Source organism: Arthrobacter sp. UKPF54-2 (assembly GCF_007858535.1).
GTDB lineage: Bacteria > Actinomycetota > Actinomycetes > Actinomycetales > Micrococcaceae > Arthrobacter.
Genome location: NZ_CP040174.1, coordinates 2,744,040 through 2,762,309 on the forward strand (window position 1 = coordinate 2,744,040; position 18,270 = coordinate 2,762,309).

General features: G+C 68.3%; 17 protein-coding genes. 3 read left to right on the forward strand and 14 right to left on the reverse strand.

Annotated features, from left to right (window positions below; genetic code table 11):
• Positions 1–7 precede the first annotated feature (7 nt).
• The 4 genes from E7Y32_RS12690 to E7Y32_RS12705 all read right to left on the reverse strand — a co-directional run bounded on the left by E7Y32_RS12690 (position 8) and on the right by E7Y32_RS12705 (position 3,537).
• Positions 8–682, reverse strand: coding sequence for a response regulator transcription factor (locus E7Y32_RS12690; protein WP_146337417.1), 675 nt, complete (start codon positions 680–682; stop codon positions 8–10).
• A 5-nt stretch (positions 683–687) separates the two neighbouring features.
• Positions 688–1,386, reverse strand: a complete 699-nt coding sequence (locus tag E7Y32_RS12695; RefSeq protein ID WP_146337418.1) for a VTT domain-containing protein — start codon at positions 1,384–1,386, stop codon at positions 688–690.
• Between the two features lie 10 nt (positions 1,387–1,396).
• Positions 1,397–2,065, reverse strand: coding sequence for a phosphatase PAP2 family protein (locus E7Y32_RS12700; protein ID WP_261382439.1), 669 nt, complete (start codon positions 2,063–2,065; stop codon positions 1,397–1,399).
• 167 nt (positions 2,066–2,232) lie between these two features.
• Positions 2,233–3,537, reverse strand: coding sequence for an esterase family protein (locus E7Y32_RS12705; protein WP_146337420.1), 1,305 nt, complete (start codon positions 3,535–3,537; stop codon positions 2,233–2,235).
• Positions 3,538–3,941: 404 nt separating this feature from the next.
• Here E7Y32_RS12705 and E7Y32_RS12710 point away from each other — a divergent pair, with 404 nt between their 5' ends.
• The gene (locus tag E7Y32_RS12710; protein ID WP_261382440.1) at positions 3,942–6,365 is read left to right on the forward strand and encodes a bifunctional lysylphosphatidylglycerol flippase/synthetase MprF; all 2,424 of its coding nucleotides are present in this window, start codon (positions 3,942–3,944) and stop codon (positions 6,363–6,365) included.
• A 45-nt stretch (positions 6,366–6,410) separates the two neighbouring features.
• On the opposite strand, the gene E7Y32_RS12715 is transcribed toward E7Y32_RS12710, so the two are convergent.
• From E7Y32_RS12715 to E7Y32_RS12725, 3 genes are all read right to left on the reverse strand, one after another.
• Positions 6,411–7,607 carry an alkaline phosphatase family protein gene (locus tag E7Y32_RS12715; RefSeq protein ID WP_261382441.1) on the reverse strand — a complete coding sequence of 399 codons (1,197 nt, stop codon included), beginning with the start codon at positions 7,605–7,607 and terminating at the stop codon, positions 6,411–6,413.
• Entirely contained in the window at positions 7,604–8,872 is a 1,269-nt protein-coding gene (locus E7Y32_RS12720; protein WP_146337422.1) for an alkaline phosphatase family protein, read from the reverse strand. The genes E7Y32_RS12715 and E7Y32_RS12720 overlap by 4 nt, the downstream gene beginning before the upstream one ends.
• 342 nt (positions 8,873–9,214) lie before the next feature.
• Positions 9,215–9,910 (reverse strand): endonuclease/exonuclease/phosphatase family protein, encoded by a 696-nt coding sequence (locus E7Y32_RS12725; protein WP_146338631.1) that lies wholly within the window; start codon positions 9,908–9,910, stop codon positions 9,215–9,217.
• A 158-nt stretch (positions 9,911–10,068) separates the two neighbouring features.
• Here E7Y32_RS12725 and E7Y32_RS12730 point away from each other — a divergent pair, with 158 nt between their 5' ends.
• Positions 10,069–10,872: a thioesterase family protein gene (locus E7Y32_RS12730; RefSeq protein WP_146337423.1), complete on the forward strand. Its 804-nt coding sequence runs from the start codon at positions 10,069–10,071 to the stop codon at positions 10,870–10,872.
• A 31-nt stretch (positions 10,873–10,903) separates the two neighbouring features.
• Here the strand turns inward: E7Y32_RS12730 and E7Y32_RS12735 are convergent, their stop codons facing one another.
• Positions 10,904–11,287 carry a DUF2177 family protein gene (locus E7Y32_RS12735; protein WP_146337424.1) on the reverse strand — a complete coding sequence of 128 codons (384 nt, stop codon included), beginning with the start codon at positions 11,285–11,287 and terminating at the stop codon, positions 10,904–10,906.
• A 16-nt stretch (positions 11,288–11,303) separates the two neighbouring features.
• Between E7Y32_RS12735 and E7Y32_RS12740 the strand changes: the two genes are divergently transcribed.
• A complete protein-coding gene (locus E7Y32_RS12740) occupies positions 11,304–12,053 on the forward strand; it encodes a lipoyl protein ligase domain-containing protein (RefSeq protein WP_146338634.1) in 750 nt (249 codons plus the stop codon).
• A gap of 18 nt (positions 12,054–12,071) precedes the next feature.
• Here E7Y32_RS12740 and E7Y32_RS12745 read toward each other — a convergent pair whose 3' ends face one another.
• The 6 genes from E7Y32_RS12745 to gcvT form a co-directional block, all read right to left on the reverse strand.
• On the reverse strand, positions 12,072–12,578 hold the full coding sequence (locus E7Y32_RS12745) for a DinB family protein (protein ID WP_146337425.1): 507 nt from the start codon (positions 12,576–12,578) through the stop codon (positions 12,072–12,074).
• A gap of 27 nt (positions 12,579–12,605) precedes the next feature.
• A complete protein-coding gene (lipA, locus tag E7Y32_RS12750) occupies positions 12,606–13,613 on the reverse strand; it encodes a lipoyl synthase (RefSeq protein ID WP_146337426.1) in 1,008 nt (335 codons plus the stop codon).
• A gap of 262 nt (positions 13,614–13,875) precedes the next feature.
• A complete protein-coding gene (locus E7Y32_RS12755; protein ID WP_146337427.1) occupies positions 13,876–15,288 on the reverse strand; it encodes an L-serine ammonia-lyase in 1,413 nt (470 codons plus the stop codon).
• A gap of 90 nt (positions 15,289–15,378) precedes the next feature.
• Positions 15,379–16,698 (reverse strand): serine hydroxymethyltransferase, encoded by a 1,320-nt coding sequence (gene glyA, locus E7Y32_RS12760; RefSeq protein ID WP_146337428.1) that lies wholly within the window; start codon positions 16,696–16,698, stop codon positions 15,379–15,381.
• Entirely contained in the window at positions 16,695–17,078 is a 384-nt protein-coding gene (gene gcvH, locus E7Y32_RS12765) for a glycine cleavage system protein GcvH (protein WP_146337429.1), read from the reverse strand. Before gcvH ends, glyA begins: the two co-directional genes overlap by 4 nt.
• 51 nt (positions 17,079–17,129) lie before the next feature.
• Positions 17,130–18,263, reverse strand: coding sequence for a glycine cleavage system aminomethyltransferase GcvT (gene gcvT, locus E7Y32_RS12770; RefSeq protein ID WP_146337430.1), 1,134 nt, complete (start codon positions 18,261–18,263; stop codon positions 17,130–17,132).
• Positions 18,264–18,270 lie beyond the last annotated feature (7 nt).

An 18,270-nucleotide genomic window follows, 5' to 3' on the forward strand; every position in this document is an offset into this window, starting at 1 on the left:
GGCTTTCCTAGTCATTGGCCTCGCCGATCTGGTATCCGACGCCGTGGACAGTGCGGATGACGGTCCTGGCGATTTTCCGGCGGAGGTGGTGGACGTAGGTGTCGATCACGCCGGGCTGGTCCGTGGGGTCAAAGAGGCGCGCGAGCAGTTCGTCGCGGGTAAAGACCCGCAGGGGGTCCGCGGCCAGGGCCGCCAGCAGCTCGGCTTCCTTCGCCGTGAGGGATACCACGGCTCCGTACATGGAGCGGACCGAGCGCGACGCTGGATCGAGCTCCCAGTCGCCGATGCTGACGTGGCCCGCGGGCCGGGAGTAGCTGCGGGTGAGGGCGCGCAGACGCGCGGCCAGCTCACCGGCGTCGAACGGTTTGGTCACGTAATCGTTGGCACCGGCGTCCAGCCCCCGAACCTTCTCGTCCGGGTCGCCCAGCGCCGTCAGAATCAGGATGGGCGTGGCGATTCCCTTGGACCGCAGGGCGGTGATCACGGCAATGCCGTCCATCACGGGCAGTCCTCGGTCAATCACCAGCACGTCCCACGGCTCGGTCAGCCCCAGGTGCAGGCCATCCTGGCCGGTGGCGGCCAGGCGGACACGGTAGTCCGGCTCCAGCAGTTCGGCGATCAGCGGGCCCAGGACAGGGTCGTCCTCAACGAGCAGCAAGGCCGGCCGGTCAGGGGATGTCATGGGCCTTATTCTTCCGTGGCCGGTTCCCGGTTCAGTCCGACGCCGCCCGTGTCGCGGCGCCGGCGGCGGCGCTTGAGCAGTTGGATCACCCACGGCACGACGGAGACGAGGACCATCACCACGGCAATGACATCGATGTTCTTGGCGACGATCTCATAGTGGCCCAGCCAGGTGCCCAGCAACGTCACGGACACCGCCCACGCGAAGGCACCCACAATGTTCCAGAGGGTGAAGGCCCTGTATCCATAGCGGCCGATGCCGGCCGAGAGCGGGGCAAACGTCCTGACCATGGGGACGAAGCGGGCCAGGACGACGGCGGCGCCGCCGTGGCGGCGGAAGAACTCCTCTGTTGCGGTCAGGTGGGCGGTCTTCAGGATCCTCGCGTCGTCCTTGAACCACCGCCGCCCGAAGGTGCGGCCCAGCATGTAACCGACCTGGTCGCCCGCGATGGCGGCGCCCGTGACCACCCCGATCAACACGGGCAGGGTCAGGTGCAGCTGCTGGTGCAGCAGGCCGGCGCTGAAGAGCAGGGAGTCGCCGGGCAGGAACGGGAACAGTACACCGGACTCGATAAACACCATCGCGGCGATAACGCCGAGTGCCGCGGGGCCGAGCCCCGCGAGCAGGCTGGCCGGGTCCAGCAGGGACGGAGTGCCCGCGGCGGCCAGGGCCGGGGCCAGTCCCGAGGTCAAAATACCGTGCATGGGAATGTCCTTAGGGTCGGCTGGGACGGAGGAAGACGGCGTCGGGCAGGCGCTCCACGGTCCGGGGGCCGAACCGGTTCCACACCCCTGCGAGCAGCACGACGGCGGCCCCCGTGGCCAGGAAGGAAGCGGCGACGTCGGTGGGGTAGTGGACGCCGATGTACAGCCTGGACCAGGCCACGACCGCGGCCATGACCGCGCCGGCGGCTGCGGCGGCCGTGGACCAGCGGGTTCCGCGGGCCAGGAAATACAGGGCGAAGGCCAGCGCGGCGGCGAAGGCGACGTGGCCGCTGGGGAAGCTGTCGGCGCCGGTCTCCGGCGCGAGCGGGTCGAAGAGCAGAGCCGGGTCGGGCCGCGGGCGGGAGACGAGGAGCTTGAAGGCCTCGCTGGCCGCCCAGCCCGAGCAGGCCACCACGCCGAAAGCCGCGGCCTTCACCAGATCGCGTCGGACCAGCCAGAGGTAGAGGGCCACGGCGCCCACCAACGCGAGTCCGACCACCGGGCCAAAGAGCACGTTAATAGCCATCGCCACGGCGGTCAGCGTTGGAACGTGGTGCAGGCTGAGTCCCTGGTCTACGCCCAACTCGGCTGCAGTGTCCCCCGGCACCAGCTGCACGGCCAAGCCCAACGCGATGACCGCAACGCAGAGCAGCACACCCAGGGACAGCCAGTGGCGCACCTGGGGGAGGGCCCGAAAACGCGGCCCGGCGGAACGCGCGTCGGGACGGCGGGCTGGTGCAGGGCGGCTGACAGGGGCGGGTCCGGTCATGGAATCCTCCGGTTCGGGAGCGGCGGCGCGCGGTCACGCGTCCTGTCCCAGTCTTTGCCGCCGGGCTTAAGAAACGCTTAAGAACTTCGCGGCGGCACCAGTCCGAACCTCTCGTACAGCAATGGCAGCCCGGTCTTGAGACCGTAATCCACCGAGTCGCCGCGGTGGCCGATGCCTTCACCGACGAACCGGCGGGTTGTCATGCCGGCGGCCTTAGCGAACCCCTCGGCGGCGGCGGCCTGCGGCCCGTACACCGGATCCAAAGCGCCGCTGGTGAAGATGGCGAGCGAGTCGCTGTACTGGTGCGCCTTGAGGATGGTGGCAGGCTTCTCGGCGGTGAAGGCCGCCTGGCTTCCGCCAAAAATGGTCTTCACGGTGTTGTCGGGCGAGCCGTCGATTGGCTCGAGTTCGCCGGAAATGTCCAGCAGGGACCCGAAGAGCTCCGGCCTCTTGGCCCCGAACGAGAGGGCGCACTCCCCGCCGTTGGAGTAGCCTGCCACCGCCCACTGGACGCGGGCGCTCGAGACATTGAGCCTGGTTCGGATGAAATTGACGACGTCGGTGGTGACGTAGGTATACACCTTGCCTTTGTCCGAGTCCACGCAGACGGGATTCTGGTAGGGATTGCCCAGCTGGTCGATGGTGAGAAAGAGCGGAGCCAACCCGTGGTTGCGCTGGGCGAGGGCGTTGAGTTCCTGGACGGCGGATTTGTTTTGTTCAGGTCCTCCCGGCTGGCCCATCATCATGATGACGATCGGCAGGGGCGGCGGATCGGCAACCAGGGCCGCAGGGGGCAGGTACAGATACGCGTCCCGGGCGTGGAAACCCGAGGCGGTTGCCGGGATCGATAAGGCTCCGCTCCTGCCGGTGGCCGGCATCCCTGCCGGGGGAGTCCAGCTCTGCCACAGTGGACCACCGTTGTCCTGCCGGGCCTTCGGATTGAGCGCAGGGAGGGCCAGGTGCTGGGCCTGGTTCAGCCCCAGCATGGCGCCCAGGGTGGGGTTCAGCCCGTAGCCGGCATTGATTGCCAGGGCCGCCGTCGAGACGAAAACCAGCACTGCGATCACGGCAGCCGCTTTCCGCCACCAGCGTGAACGCCAGAGATTTACCACGGCGAGGCCGACGCCGGCGAAGGCGGAGATAACCCAGGCGCGGGTATCGGGCTCCAGCGGCAGTCCGAACACGTTGACCACGGCTTCGCAGACAAAGAGCGTGATGGCACCCGCGAGGGCCCCGCCCGCCAGCCCTGCAAACGCCACGAGCAACCAGCGCGGCGGGAGCGGCCTCCGGACCGCGAGGTAGAGGCAGGCGAGTAGCGACAGCCCGTAAAAGGCGCCAAGCAGGGCTGGATCTACAACGTTCAGGCCGAGCAGCTGCGGCATGGGTCCCCTCCATCAGGCGCATCCCTCTACGGACGTTATAACACCGCAGACCCCGGGAAACGCTGGGAGTTCTATGGATGCCAGCGCTCCTGCGGGTCTTGCGGAGGTGCAAAGGGAAGGCCGTCGGAGGCTACCCTGTTGCCCTGCTGGCGCGAGTGGTCAAATGGTACCTACAGGATGGGGCAGCCGAAGCTCCGCTGTCCTGAAAGGAGTGCCCATTGCCAGCTCCAGTGTCGACGCCAGTCCGCGGGGCGAAGCGGACACGTCGCAGCGGGTGGCCACGGTGGATCTTCCTGTCACTTCGGAGCGCGCCGGTCACTCTGGGGTTTGTCGCTGTTTTTTGGGTCGTCGGCGCCGCGTCGTCGAGCCTATTTGAGGGGCCGGCGCCCGGGTGGAAGGCAGAGGTGGCCGCGACGGCGCATTTCTGGCCGGACCACTGGACCGCCGTGCTGGCTTCCGCACTCTGGGCGCGGAACCTGCCGGGCTACGTTCTGGGAACAGCGCTCGTGCTGCTGGTCGGAGTCCCCGTCGAACGCCAGATCGGCAGCCTGAAGCTGGCGATCGCAGCCACTGCTGCCCAGGTTGCGGGCGTCCTCGCCGCCACTGGCGTCTGGGAGGCACCCAGGCTCCTGATGGGGAGCTGGGCCCGGGGCCTGGATGCAACCTACTTCCTGGGTCCGAGCGCCATGGTCTACGGCTCACTCCTGGCTGCGACGGCGTCCATGGGGCCGCTGTGGCGGCGCCGGATCCGGCTGGGGCTTTTCGGCCTGCTTATCCTGTTGGCGCTCTACAGCGGCGGGTTCACGGATCTGATCCGTCTTGGGGCTGGCGCGGCTGGCGCGTTGCTCGGCCCCGTGCTCCTGGGCCGCAAACCCCGGCTCCGGCGTCCGGTCAGCTCCCGGCACGAAGGGCGTGTGCTGATAGCACTGCTGGTGGCGGTCTCGGCGGTGGGGCCGGTGGTTGCCGGTCTGACCCCGCACGCGGCGGGTCCCCTCGCTGTACTGCGCTTGATTTTTACCGATATCCAGCCGGTGGACCCCCAGACGTTGCAGAGCGTGTGTGCGATCCCCGCCCAGCACCGGGAGTGCGAGGCCATGCTCCTGCAGCTGCGGGCCGGGGCAGGGGCCATCTTCATGGCGATTGTGCCGTCGTTCTTGTTGCTGTTGCTGGCTGAAGGGCTGCGCCGGGGGCGTCGTGCTGCCTGGTTGGGTGCCGTGTTGGTCCAGGCCGCCTTGTCGGTCCTGGCGCTCATTACGATGGTCGGGGTCCTGCAGTCAGCCGGTCCCAACACGGTCGCCGGGGAGTTGGTCGACGCCAGCCGGGTGGGTGGCCGGACCCATCCGCTGACCCTGGTGCCCCCGCTGCTCCTGCCGGTCCTTCTTTTCGCGGTGCTGTTGGCGTGCCAGCCGATGTTCCCGGCCGTTGCGCCCCGCGGGACGTACCGGCGACTGGCGGTGCGGGTTGTCGGCCTGGCGGGGGTTCTTGGTGGTGTCTACGTCCTGCTCGGAGTGGCGCTGGCACCGGGATTCAGCCCCGACCCCACACTCGCGGACCTGGTGGCGGACGTCCCGGACAGATTTCTTCCGCTGGGGTTTACCGTGGACTTGCCGCCGGCGTTTTTCCCCGAAAGCACCCCGGCCGTGTTGCTCTATGAGGGGGTCGGGATCGCCTTCTGGGTCATCAGCGGGGGGTGGGTGCTGACGTCGTTCCTGCGCCCGGCCTACAGCCGCAACAGAGCCGATATTGACCGGGCGCGGGCCATCCTCCGGGCCGGCCGGGGAAGCTCCATCTCGTGGATGACGACGTGGCCCGGAAATGTGTACTGGTTTTCCAGCGGCGGCGAGAGCTTTGTCGCCTACCGCGTCATCGCCGGCATCGCGCTGACCCTTGGCGGTCCGGTCGGGCCGGCGTCCGGCACCAGCAATGCGGTGGAAGAATTCGCCGCGTACTGCAGGTCCAACGGATGGAATCCGTGCTTCTACTCCGTGCACACCGAGGTCCGTGAGGCCGCGGCCGCTCTGGGGTGGGATTCGGTGCAGGTCGCCCAGGAGACCGTTCTTCCGCTGGCGGGCCTGTCCTTCCGCGGCAAGCAATTCCAGGATATCCGGACGGCAATGAACAACGCCGCGAAGGCAGGCATCAGCGCCGAGTGGGTGCGGTATCCGTCCGCGCCGCTGGCAATCCAGGCACAGATCCAGGCCATCTCCGAGGAATGGGTAGCCGACCGGAAGATGCCAGAGATGGGCTTCACCCTTGGAGGTGTCGAGGAGCTGAACGACCCCGAGGTCCGCTGCCTTCTCGCCGTCGACGTCCGGCACCACGTTCACGCGGTCACGTCATGGCTGCCGGTCTACCGGGACGGACGGGTGGCGGGATGGACGTTGGACTTCATGCGCGGCCGAAGCTCAGGATTCCGGCCGGGCATCGAGTTCCTCATCGCCTCCGCTGCGCTGAGCTTCCGGGACGAGGGCTTCGAATTCATCAGCCTCTCCGGGGCACCCCTGGCGCATGCCCCCGGGGAGGAACAAATCCGGCTCCGCGACGCCGGACCGGACGAAACCGGACGGCTTGAGCGCCTGCTTGACCGCCTGGGGTCGGCATTGGAGCCCGTCTACGGCTTCCGGTCCCTCCTGGCGTTCAAGGGCAAGTTCCGTCCGCTGTACGCCCCGCTGTACATGGCCTATCCGGACTCCGCGGCGCTCCCGGGCATTGCCAGCGCTCTGACCCGCGCATACCTGCCCGAACTCTCGGTCCGGGAGCGTTTCCGGCTGGCCCGCAGCGTCCTGCGCCGCGGCGCCAAAGCCCGCGGCGCGTCCGGCACTTCCTAGGGGTTACCGGGCGGCCGGGCAATTGCGGTCCGTCGCGGGAACTTCCTAGACCCCGGCGTTGTAGACGTCGAGGCCGAAGCGGTTCAGCCCCGGCGTCCCGGCGTACCCGAGGTAGGGCAGGCCGAAAGTGTCCTCGATGCTGGCCAGCAGGCTGTAGTGGTTGTACGGGGTGGTGGACCAGGTGCCCCCCTTGGTGAAGGGCGAGAGGACCAGCGCACCGACGCGGCCGCCGCCCATGCCGGTGATGCCCGGCAGCGGCGAATTCGGTCCCGGGCCTTCGCCGCAGCATGCACTGGCGTCGCTCTGCGGCCCGTCGGACTCGTCGAAGGTGATGACCAAGACCCCGTCCTGCTTGAAGGCGGGGGAGGAGGTGATGGCCGGAACCCACTGTTTGAGCCAGGCGTCGGCGCTGGCCAGGCCGCCCGGCTGCCCGTCGACACACGGGGAATCGTGTCCGTCATGGCAGAGATTCGGCGTGATCATCGACAGGTTTGGCGTCGTGGCGGTTGAGGCGAGATCCGTCTTCAGGGCGGACAGGTCGACGTCGTTCTTGGCGCAGTCCGGAGATCCGGTGATGCCGGCGAAGTACACAAACGGGTTGTGCCGCGCCGCGTACTGGTCGCCGACCTTGGCTTTCTGGGTGTCGTCGACGGCGCCGAGCGCGGGGTGCCGGCACGGGGTTCCCATGTCCTCCATGTAGCCTTTCCAGGTCTTCCCGGCGTCCTTGAGCTGCCCCGCGACGGTGGGGACACTGGCCGGGAAGACGCAGCCGTCCCCGACAGCCTGGCCGGGGCTGGCGGTGCCGCTGCCGACGAACGGGGTGTAGCTCTGGCAGTCTGCCTGCATCTGGGGGTTCGGACCCTGGCCGGAAATCTGCGCCACGTAGTTGGGCTGGGAGTTATGCGCGGTGCCGAAGTACTGGTTCAGCAGCACGCCCTGGCTGCGCAGCGTCTGGGAGAGATAGGGCGCGGCGGATTTCGGGCCCCAAGTCTCGTCATAGCCCTTGTTCTCAAGGTTGATCACAAAGACATGTTTTGCCCCGGGCAGGTAGCCCTTCCCGGGGGTACTGGCGGCCGGGACGGCGGTGGTCGCCTGTGCCGGTGTGCCCGCCGTGGCCGACGCGGGGCCGTAGCTGAGCGTCGCGGCGGCCAGGATGAGCAGTGCCGCGGAGGCGATCCGCTTCAGGGGGCGGCGCCTGCTGCGCGGTTCGCGGCGTGCGGGTGTGGTTGTGGTGGGGTTCACGGGAGCTTCCATCCGTCGGCGAGTGCTTTCTGTTTCAGTCCGGACCATTCTTCGGCGGGCGGCGGCCCCACGGGAGTGCAGGCGGGGCCGGCCACGAACGGCGGGACGAGGTACTTGGGGGCGTTTAGGTTGGCCGGGGCTCCGAAGTCCAGGACCTCGGCGATGTTGCGGGCGGCCTTGTCCCTCGGGGTCAGCGGCGGCAGGTTCCAGCGCCATTCGATGGCCTTGAGCACCGAGGTGTGATCGTAGACATTGTGGGCGACGTACCGGCGCCGGGCGCGGGGCGAGACCACCAGGGAGGGAACCCGGAAGCCGCGCAGCGCGGTGTCCGCGCTGGTGTCCGGAGCCGTCGTGGGCGCGACGTGGTCGTAGAAGCCGCCCCATTCGTCGTAGTTGACCACGAGCAGGGTGTTGGCCCAGCCCGGACCGGAGGTAACGGCATTGTAGACCTCGGCGAGGAACGTCTCGCCGGAGCGGATGTCGGCGTGCGGGTGGTCGTCGCCGGAGGTGCCGGAGCCCTCGTCGGTAAACCGCGGATCCACGAACGACACAGCGGGCAGGGTTCCGGCACTGGCGTCGGAAAGGAACTCGGAGTAGTGGTGCGAGATGCCGAGGTACTTGGTGCCCCAGAGCGCGGTGAAGGGGATGTCGCCGTAGTAGTACTTGCCGGAGACGCCGGCGGCGGCCAGCCTGTCCCAGATCGTCGGCAAGGTGCTCGTTACCGTGGAGTTGTGGATCCGGTCGGTCGCGGCGGCGTGCTGGTAGAACCGGTTGGGGTACGTTTCGGCCATGGTCGCCGCAAAGTACTGGTCGCAGACCGTCCAGTCAGGGCCGGCCTGCCGCCAGAAGTCGAGGTCGGCGGCGTCGTAGTACCCGACGGCGAACTCGTCGTTCTCACCGGCCCGGAGCCAGCCGTTGTTCTTGCCGTTGTTGTACTGGATCCGGCCGCCCTCGTAGGAGTGGTCCGGGTCCGGGTGGCCGCAGCCCTGGAAATCGGTCAGGTGGTGGTTCGAGTGCGGAATGCCGTAGCGGTCAATGTAGCTCAGCCCGGCCTGTTTCCCGTTGGCCCCCGGCATCCAGCCGAGGAAGTGGTCGAAGGAGCGGTTCTCCATCATCACGACGATGATGTGCTCGATGCCGGAGGCCGCGGGCGCCGGCATCACGGGCGTGGCGGCCGTAGCCGCACGGAGTGTGCCGCCGGTGGCCAGGGCCGTGGCGGCTGCTGTCCCAGCCACACCCAAGAAGTTGCGTCTTGAAACGTTCACGTCGGATTCCTTTTTATGTCAGGGCTGACTTCCCGCGTCGCCGGAGGAGACCCGGCCAGCCCGCCACAGGGGTAATCGCTGGGAGGGCCCGAAAAGTTACTCGCGGGTAGAGTTCACGCCAAAAAGTAGATCACGAAACGGTTACGCCCCCGGTCCATATCGGGGTCAGTTCATGCGTTGTTCACGGCACGTTCGCGCAGGGGCCCGCCGGGTTCACCCGGCGGCTACCGGGGGACGGGTCCCTGGAAAGAGGGCACGTCAAAGCGCCGCCGGCAGGGCCGCCGGACGCTGGGCAGAGGGCCACGAGGAGCCGGCCGCGGAGCCGGAGACGGAGCGGGGGCCTTAGCCCGCGGCAGCTCCGGGCGCGTTCTGGCCGTATTCGGCGGTGATGAGGATCGGGAGGTGGTCGGAGGCTCCGCGCGGGAGGGTTTCGACGTTTTCGATCATGAGGCCCTGCGAGGTGGCGAAGTCGAAGTGGCCCTTGAACACCTTGTAGCGGGTGTAGGTTCGCCGGTCGCTGAGGGAGAGCTCGTAGCCGGCGTCCTTCATCTGCTCGGTGAGGTACTTCGTGAAGAACGGGTAATTGAAGTCGCCCACCATCAAGGTCATCAGCCCCCCGCCCATGCTCAGCAGTTCCGCGTGGGCGGCGTGGATCTGGTTCCGCCGCAGGGAGTTCGACGCCGTGAGCGGCGCGGCGTGGAAGGATGCGATAACGAGGTCGTGATCTGTTTCGTTGTCGACCACCCGGGTGCCGATCAGGCGCTCGTGGGCCGGTGCAAGGACCCGGTCGTGCAGTGACTTCTTCAGCGCGAAAGTCTTCGTCTCGTACGCGGTGAAACGGTCCTTGCGGTAGTAGATCGCCAGGCCGAGCCGGTTGCCCCGCGTCGCATCGGCGAGGTGGAGGTCGCCGATGCTCTCGGGCAGGTCATCGGTGTCGCATTCCTGGAGGCAGAGCGCATCGATATTGAAACCCTCGGCCAGGGCCTCCAGTTCGCCGCTGGCTTTGTGTTTGCGGAGGTTGTAGCTGATAACGCGGATCAGGGGGAGCACCTCTTCGCAGGATAGTCGGAGTAAACCTGCTCCCGAGTCTACCCAGTCCGGCGGATCGGGGGAGACCACGGGAGCAGCGGAACCCGGGCGGCCCGAGGCGATAAGGTGGGTGGGATTCTCTGATGGATGCTGCGAAAGGGTCGACGTTGACTGCTGAACTACCGGTGCTGGCCGAGGGCGATTTCTATTACGAGGCGCTCGGGGACGGGCGGTTCCGCTCCACCATCCACGCCCAGGGCGCCTGGAATGAGCACGAACAGCACATGGCGCCGGCGTCCGGCATCTTGGCCGACGCCCTGGCCCGGCACGAGCCGCGGGAGGACATGCGGATGGCCCGGATCAGCTACGAGATCCTGGGCCTGATCCCGGGCGGCGACTTCGAGGTCACCACCACCACCCTGCGCCCCGGCCGGACGATCGAGCTGCTGCAGGCCGAGCTCGTGGCCGGCGGCCGCGTGGCCATCCGGGCGACCGCCTGGCGCATGATCACCTCCGACACGGCCGCCGTCGCCGCCTTCGAAGACCCGCGGATCCCTGCGCCCGAGGACTGCGAACCGTACGACGCCGCCACGGTCTGGCCCGGCGGCTACATCGCCTCGCTGACGATGCGCATCGCCGAGGGTCACCGGGCAGGGTCCGGCACGGTCTGGCTGCACACCGACTACCCGCTCACGGACCGGGCCGACAGCAGCGACCTGGCCCGGCTGGTGGGCCTGGTGGACACGGCCAACGGGATCGCGGCGCGGGTTCCGCCGGGCAAGGGCAGCTACGCCTTCCCCAACCTGGACCTGCAGATCCACATGTACCGCCGTCCCGAGGGGGAATGGCTGGGCCTGGACAACGAGGTGTCCTTCGGCACTGACGGCATCGGCCTGACCTCCACCGTGCTGCATGACCTGCAGGGACCCTTCGGACGCGCCGAGCAGATCCTGACGCTGCGGAAAAGCTGAGCAGCGGGCCGGCCGCCGGCCGCCCGGGCGCCTAGTGGAAGACGAGCCAGCCGACGACAGTGGCGAGGCCGGTCAGGAAAGCGCCCCACGCGATGTCCGCGACGACGATCGCCAGCGGCCACTTCTTCAGGGTCGCGGCGTTGGTGAGGTCGTAGGTGGCGTAGGCGAACGCACCCAGCGCGGCGCCGTAGCCCAGGGCCGTGAGCCAGCTGCCGCCGTTGAGCGCCGGCCGGAGGGCGAAGAAGACAATTCCGGCGATGTAGAGCACGTAGAACACCACGGCGTACCCTAGATGGGGCTTGTCCGCCATCAGGTGTCCGAGGTGCCGGCGGTAGAACTTGTTCATCGACTTGAGCCAGACGGCGTCGATGACGGCGAACGCGGCGGCCACCACCAGGAATTGCAGAATGAGCATAAGGGAGCATAACAACATGGAGCAGGCCGCGGCCGGACCCCGGACCCTGACGGTGTTCCGGCAGGAGCATTCGCTCGGCGCCGCGGCGGACCTGGACTTCGCGCTGGACCTGCTGCAGCGGGTGAAGACGGGCGCGGCCGGTCCCCTGCTGCGGCTCTACCGGCCTGCGCCCACGGTCGCGTTCGGCCAGCGGGACACCCATCTGCCGGGCTTCGAGGCCGCGGCGCAGGCCTGCCGCGAGCTCGGGTTTGAACCCCTGGTCCGGAAAGCCGGCGGCCGGGCAGCCGCCTACCACGAGGGCACGCTGGTGATCGACCACCTGGAGCCGCATGCCGACGCGATCGCCGGCGCGAAGGGGCGCTTTTCGTTTTTCGGCGAACTGCTGGCACAGGGACTGCGCGACGCCGGGGTGGACGCCGCCGTCGGGGAGATCCCGGGCGAGTACTGCCCCGGGGAGTTCAGTGTCCACGGGCAGGATCCTGCGGTGCCGGGGCATCAGGTCAAGCTCATCGGCACCGCCCAGCGGGTGGTCTCCGGCGGCTGGCTGTTCAGCTCGGTGATCATCGTGGAACACTCCGCGCCCATCCGGGCCGTGCTCGAGGCCAGCTACGCCGCCCTGGGCCTGGACTGGGACCCGACGACGGCGGGGGCAGTCAACGACCTGGTCCCGCACCTGGACGTGGACGCCATCGAGGCCGCAGTGCTGAGCGCCTACGCCCGGTACGCGGCCCTGGATTACGGCGACTTCGGGAGCCTCCGATGCTAACCGGCGCTGGGGGACGATTCAGCCCGGGGCGCGCGCGGCGAGGAGCTGTTCACGCAGGATGTCGGCGTGCCCGCAGTGCTGGGCGAGTTCCCGCAGCATGTGCAGATAGACCCACCTCAAGGGCAGCGGCCCGCGGCGGTTGCCGGTGACCAGGTCGTCGAGCCCCAAAGATGCGGTCCGGCCGCGTGAGTCCCCGCAGGCCCGGCGGTAGGCGGCCTGGACGCCGGCAACCGTGTCGCCGTCGTCCAGGATGAAGGACTCGTCCGGGGTGGCCGGAATCCCGATCTCCTGGCGGCTCCGGCGTGTGATGGCTTCGTCGAACCAGACCTGTTCCACGAACGTTGCGTGTTTGACCAGTCCCAGCAGCGTTGTCCGCGAGGGGACGAGGGACGCCCGGGCCTCCTGCTCGCTGAGCCCGTCCAGGCAGCCGTGCAGGGCAGCCCGGTGCTCGTCGAGAAAGGCCTCGAACTGCGTCCTCAGGTCCGGCGCGAAGATGCCGGGATCCATGCTGGGGAAAGTGCTCATGGGCCGACAGCCTAGTACGACGGGCGCTCAGGAGTGCGCCGCGAGGAGTGAGCTGGCTTCCTGGCGGGTGCTGCCGGAGCTTTCGATGTGCGCGAGTTCGGCCGGGATCTCCCAGCCCTTTTTGCGCATGGCGGTGGCCCAGAGCCGGCCGGCGCGGTAGGAGGAACGCACCAGGGGCCCGGACATGACGCCGAGGAAGCCGATCTCGTCGGCCTCGTTTTGCAGGTCGACGAATTCCTGCGGCTTGACCCAGCGGTCCACCGGGAGGTGGCGTTCACTCGGGCGCAGGTACTGGGTGATGGTGATCAGGTCGCAGCCGGCCTCGTGCAGGTCGCGCAGGGCTTCGGAGATTTCCTCGCGGGTCTCGCCCATGCCCAGGATCAGGTTGGACTTGGTGACCATGCCGAGGTTGCGGCCCTGGGTGATGACGTCCAGGGAGCGTTCGTAGCGGAACGCGGGGCGGATGCGCTTGAAGATCCGCGGCACGGTCTCGACGTTGTGCGCGAAGACTTCGGGTTTGGAGTCGCAGATCGCCGCGATGTGTTCGGGTTTGCCGGAGAAGTCCGGGATCAGCAGCTCGACGCCGGTGCCGGGGTTCAGTTCGTGGATCTTGCGGACGGTTTCGGCGTAGAGCCAGACGCCCTCGTCGGCGAGGTCGTCGCGGGCCACCCCGGTGACGGTGGCGTAGCGCAGCTGCATCGCCTGGACCGAGCGGGCCACCTTGGTGGGTTCGAACATGTCCACCGGGGAGGGTTTGCCGGTGTCGATCTGGCAGAAGTCGCAGCGCCGGGTGCACTCGGAGCCGCCGATCAGGAACGTCGCTTCCTTGTCTTCCCAGCATTCGAAGATGTTGGGGCAGCCGGCCTCCTCACACACGGTGTGCAGGCCTTCCTTCTTGACCAGGTTCTTGAGCTGGACGAACTCCGGGCCCATCTGGACCTTGGCCTTAATCCATTCGGGCTTCCGCTCCACCGGGGTGGCCGCATTACGCTGCTCAATGCGCAGCATCTTCCGGCCTTCTGGTGCCAGTGTCATTTGTTGTTCCTTCGTAAGTGGGCCGGTTAACGGCGGCGGGTTGCTGATCAAAGTGTCGGGGGGAGCGGGGCTGGTCACCACCCCGTGTACTGGGTTGCGGCGTAGAGAATCAGCACGAACCCCATCAGTCCGCCTAAGCCGACCGCCCAGGCTTCAGCCCGCTGCCGCCTGCGCCGCCTCCGGCGCTTGGCGGCCGCTGTTCCGGCCGGTAGCTGCCGGAGGTCCAGGGGCCTATTGGCTCGGTTCACGTCCGCCATTGCCGTCAGCACTCGACGACGTTGACGGCGAGGCCGCCCATGGCGGTTTCTTTGTATTTGGAGCTCATGTCCTTGCCGGTTTCGCGCATGGTCACGATGACTTCATCGAGGGAAACCCGGTGCGACCCGTCGCCCCAGAGGGCCATTTTGGCGGCGTTGATGGCTTTGGCCGCGGCGATCGCGTTGCGTTCGATGCAGGGGATCTGCACGAGCCCGCCGATCGGGTCGCAGGTCAGGCCGAGGTTGTGTTCCATCGCGATTTCCGCGGCGTTCTCGACCTGCTGGGGTGTGCCGCCCATGACTTCGGCGAGGCCCGCGGCGGCCATCGACGACGCCGAGCCCACCTCGCCCTGGCAGCCGACCTCGGCGCCGGAGATCGAGGCCTGTTCCTTGTAGAGCACCCCGACCGCGCCGGCGGTCAGCAGGAACTTCACCACAGTGTCGTCGCGGTCGGCCTGGCTGGCTTTGTCCATGCCGGGGGCGAAGTGCAGGGCGTAGTAGAGCACCGCGGGGATGATCCCGGCCGCGCCGTTGGTGGGGGCGGTCACGACGCGGCCGCCGGAGGCGTTCTCCTCGTTCACGGCGAGGGCGATCAGGTTCACCCATTCCTGCCAGTACTTCGGGTCCCGGTAGCCGGGGTCCCGGTCCGCGTTTTCCTTCAGCAGGCGGTCGTGCCAGTCCGGGGCGCGGCGGCGGACCTTGAGCCCGCCGGGCAGCAGCCCGGTCCGCTTCAGGGAGGTGGCCACGCACTCGGCCATCACGGAGTAGATGTGCAGGAGGCCTTCGCGGATCTCCTCCTCGGTGTGGGAGGCGCGTTCGTTGACTAACATGACCTCCCCGATCGAGAGCCCGCGGGCCTGGCAGTGGCCGAGCAGTTCCGCGGCGGTGCGGAACGGCAGCGGCAGGTCCTTGATGGAGGCGTCGAGTTCCTTCAGCGCGGCGTCCTCCTCGCCCTCGCGGACGATGAAGCCGCCGCCGACGGAGAAGAACGTGGCGCTGTGCAGGGTCCCGCCGTCGGCGTCGGCCACGGTGAAGGTCATGCCGTTCGTGTGCCGGGGCAGGATGGTCAGCGGGCGCAGCACCATGTCCTTCACCCCGTAGGGCAGGGGCACGGATCCGGCGAGCTGCAGGGTGCCGGTGTCGGCGATGGCGGCCAGCCGCTCCTCGACCTCCGCGGGGAGGATCTTCTCCGGGTGGTACCCCTCCAGACCCAGCAGGATGGCCGTCATGGTCCCGTGCCCGTGGCCGGTCGCGGCGAGGGACCCGTACAGGTCCACCCGGAGCGAGGCCACCCGGTCCAGGGCACCGGAGGCCGCCAGTTCCTCGGCGAACACCGCCGCGGCCCGCATCGGGCCCACGGTGTGCGAACTTGACGGCCCCAATCCGATGGAAAAGAGATCAAAGACTCCAACAGCCATTGTCGGTTCCTCACTAGGTAGTGCTTCGAATGTCGGCGGTTGGGCCTGTCCAGCCCCCAATGCGTGGACAGGCCCAATCACCAGGGCCGGCTAGAGCGCCGGGTAGAGCGGGTGGGCGGCGGCGAGGGCCTGGACCCGGGTGCGGAGCCCGGAGAGGTCCGTGCCGGCGTCGGCGGTCAGCGCCTCGGCGATGATGTCCGCGACCTCGGCGAACGCGGCCTCACCGAAACCGCGGGTCGCTAGCGCCGGGGTGCCGATCCGCAGCCCGGAGGTGACCATCGGCGGGCGCGGGTCGAACGGGACGGCGTTGCGGTTGACCGTGATGTCGATCGCCGCGAGCCGGTCCTCGGCTTCCTGGCCGTTGAGCTCGCACTCGCGCAGGTCCACCAGGACCAGGTGCACGTCGGTGCCGCCGGAGATCACGTTGATCCCCTTCGCGGTCACATCCGGCTGAACCAGGCGCTCGGCGAGGATCCGGGCCCCGGCGAGGACACGTTCCTGGCGTTCCTTGAACTCCGGAGACGCGGCCACCTTGAAGGCGACGGCCTTGCCGGCGATGACGTGCTCGAGCGGGCCGCCCTGCTGGCCCGGGAACACGGCCGAGTTGATCTTCTTGGCGATGTCGGCGTCGTTGGACAGGATGATCCCGCCGCGCGGACCGGCGAGGGTCTTGTGCGTCGTGGAGGTCGTGACGTGCGCGTGCGGGACCGGGGAGGGGTGCAGCCCGGCCGCGACGAGCCCGGCGAAGTGCGCCATGTCCACCATCAGGTAGGCCCCCACCGAGTCGGCGATCCGGCGGAACTCGGCGAAGTCCAGCTGCCGGGCGTACGCGGACCAGCCGGCCACAATCAGCTGCGGCTTGTGCTCCTGGGCCAGGCGCTCGACCTCGGCCATGTCGATCCGGTGGTCGTCCTCCCGGACCTGGTACGGGATGACGTTGTAGAGCCGGCCGGAGAAGTTGATCTTCATGCCGTGCGTCAGGTGCCCGCCGTGGGCCAGGTTCAGGCCCATGATCGTGTCGCCCGGGCGGATCAGGGCGTGCATCACCGAGGCGTTCGCCTGCGCGCCGGAGTGCGGCTGGACGTTGGCGTACCCGGCGCCGAACAGGGCCTTGACCCGGTCGATGGCGAGCTGTTCGATCACGTCGACGTGCTCGCAGCCGCCGTAGTAGCGCTTGCCCGGGTAGCCCTCGGCGTACTTGTTGGTCAGGACCGAGCCCTGCGCCTGCATCACGGCGCGGGCCGTGTGGTTCTCCGAGGCGATCATTTCCAGGCCGTCACGCTGGCGGCCCAGCTCCGCGTCGATCCGCGCGGCGATCTCCGGATCCAGCACGGACAGCTCCGCGTCCAGGGACGGGGACACGACCTGCTCGAAGCTCGTCAGGGTGTCTGCCGCCGCAGCCCCGCTCACAGTTCGCCGCCGTTGGCTGCAGCGTACTCTTCGGCCGACATCAGCGGGCCTTCTTCGGCCACGGCGACCTTGAACAGCCAGCCGGCGCCGTACGGGTCGCTGTTGATCAGCGCCGGATCGGACACAACAGCGTCATTGACCTCGGTGACCTCGCCGGTGACCGGGGCATACAGGTCCGATACCGACTTGGTCGACTCGACCTCGCCGCAGGTCTCACCAGCGGTCACCGTGGCACCGACCTCGGGCAGGTCCACGTACACGATGTCGCCGAGGGCGTCCGCGGCCACGGCCGAAATGCCGATCCCGGCCGGGCCCGACCCGTCAGCGGCGACCCATTCGTGTTCGGCGGAGTACTTCAGTTCAGCTACTACTTTGCTCATGCTTCTCATCCTTAAGTTCGTAGGTTGTTGCGTGCCTGGCCGGCGGCCGGGCTATTTTTCGCGCTTGTAGAACGGCAGTGCGACAACTTCGAACGGCTCGGCTTTGCCGCGCAGATCGATGTGCAGGGTGGTGCCGGGTTCGGTGAACTCGACGTCGACGTACGCCATCGCAACGGGGTATCCCAGGGTGGGGCTCGGCTGGCCGGAGGTCACTTCGCCGACGACTTTGCCGTCCTTCAGGACCGGGTAGTGGCTGCGGCCGGCCCGGCGGCCCAGGCCTTTGAGGCCCACGAGTTTGCGGCCGGTGGTGGAACCTGCGCCGGCTGCCTTGAGTTCGGCCAGGGCTGCCTTGCCGACGAAGTCCGACTCCTTGGCGAGCGAGACCACCGGGCCCAGGCCTGCCGCGTACGGGTTGCCTTCGCGGGAGAGTTCGTTGCCGTAGAGCGGCATGCCGGCCTCGAGCCGCAGCGAGTCACGGCAGGCCAGGCCGGCGGGGATAAGCCCAGGGTCCGCGCCGGCTTCCAGCAGTGCTTCCCAGAGGCCGGCGGCGTCCTCGTTGGGAACGTAGATTTCGAAGCCGTCCTCGCCGGTGTAGCCGGTGCGGGCCAGGAGCAGGTCCTGGACAGCGCCGTTGACGGTGATGCCTACCTCAACCGCGGCGTAGTACTTCAGTTCGGTGACCAGCTCGTGCTGCCCGGCCGGGACCAAGGTCAGCAGGATGGCTTCGGCGTGGGGGCCCTGCACGGCGATCAGCGACGTTTCGGCGGAGACGTCCTCCACCGTGACGTCAAAGCCTGCAGCCCGCTCGGCCAGGGCCGCGGCCACGACCACTGCGTTGCCGGCGTTGGGGACCACCAGGAACTTGTCCTCAGCGCGACGGTAGGAGATCAGGTCATCGATGATGCCGCCGTCTTCCTGGCAGATCAGCGAGTACTTGGCCTTGCCCACGGCCACGGCCGAGAGCTTCCCGGCCAGGGCATAGTCGAGGAACGCTGCGGCGTCCGGGCCGCTGACCCAGACTTCACCCATGTGGGAGAGGTCGAAAAGGCCCGCGGCGTTGCGGACGGCGTGGTGCTCGGCCAGCTCCGATTCGTACTTGAGCGGCATCTGCCAGCCGCCGAAGTCCGTGAAGGAGGCGCCGGCTTTTTTGTGCTGCTCGTAGAGGGCGGTGTAGTTCTCACTCATCGGGGGA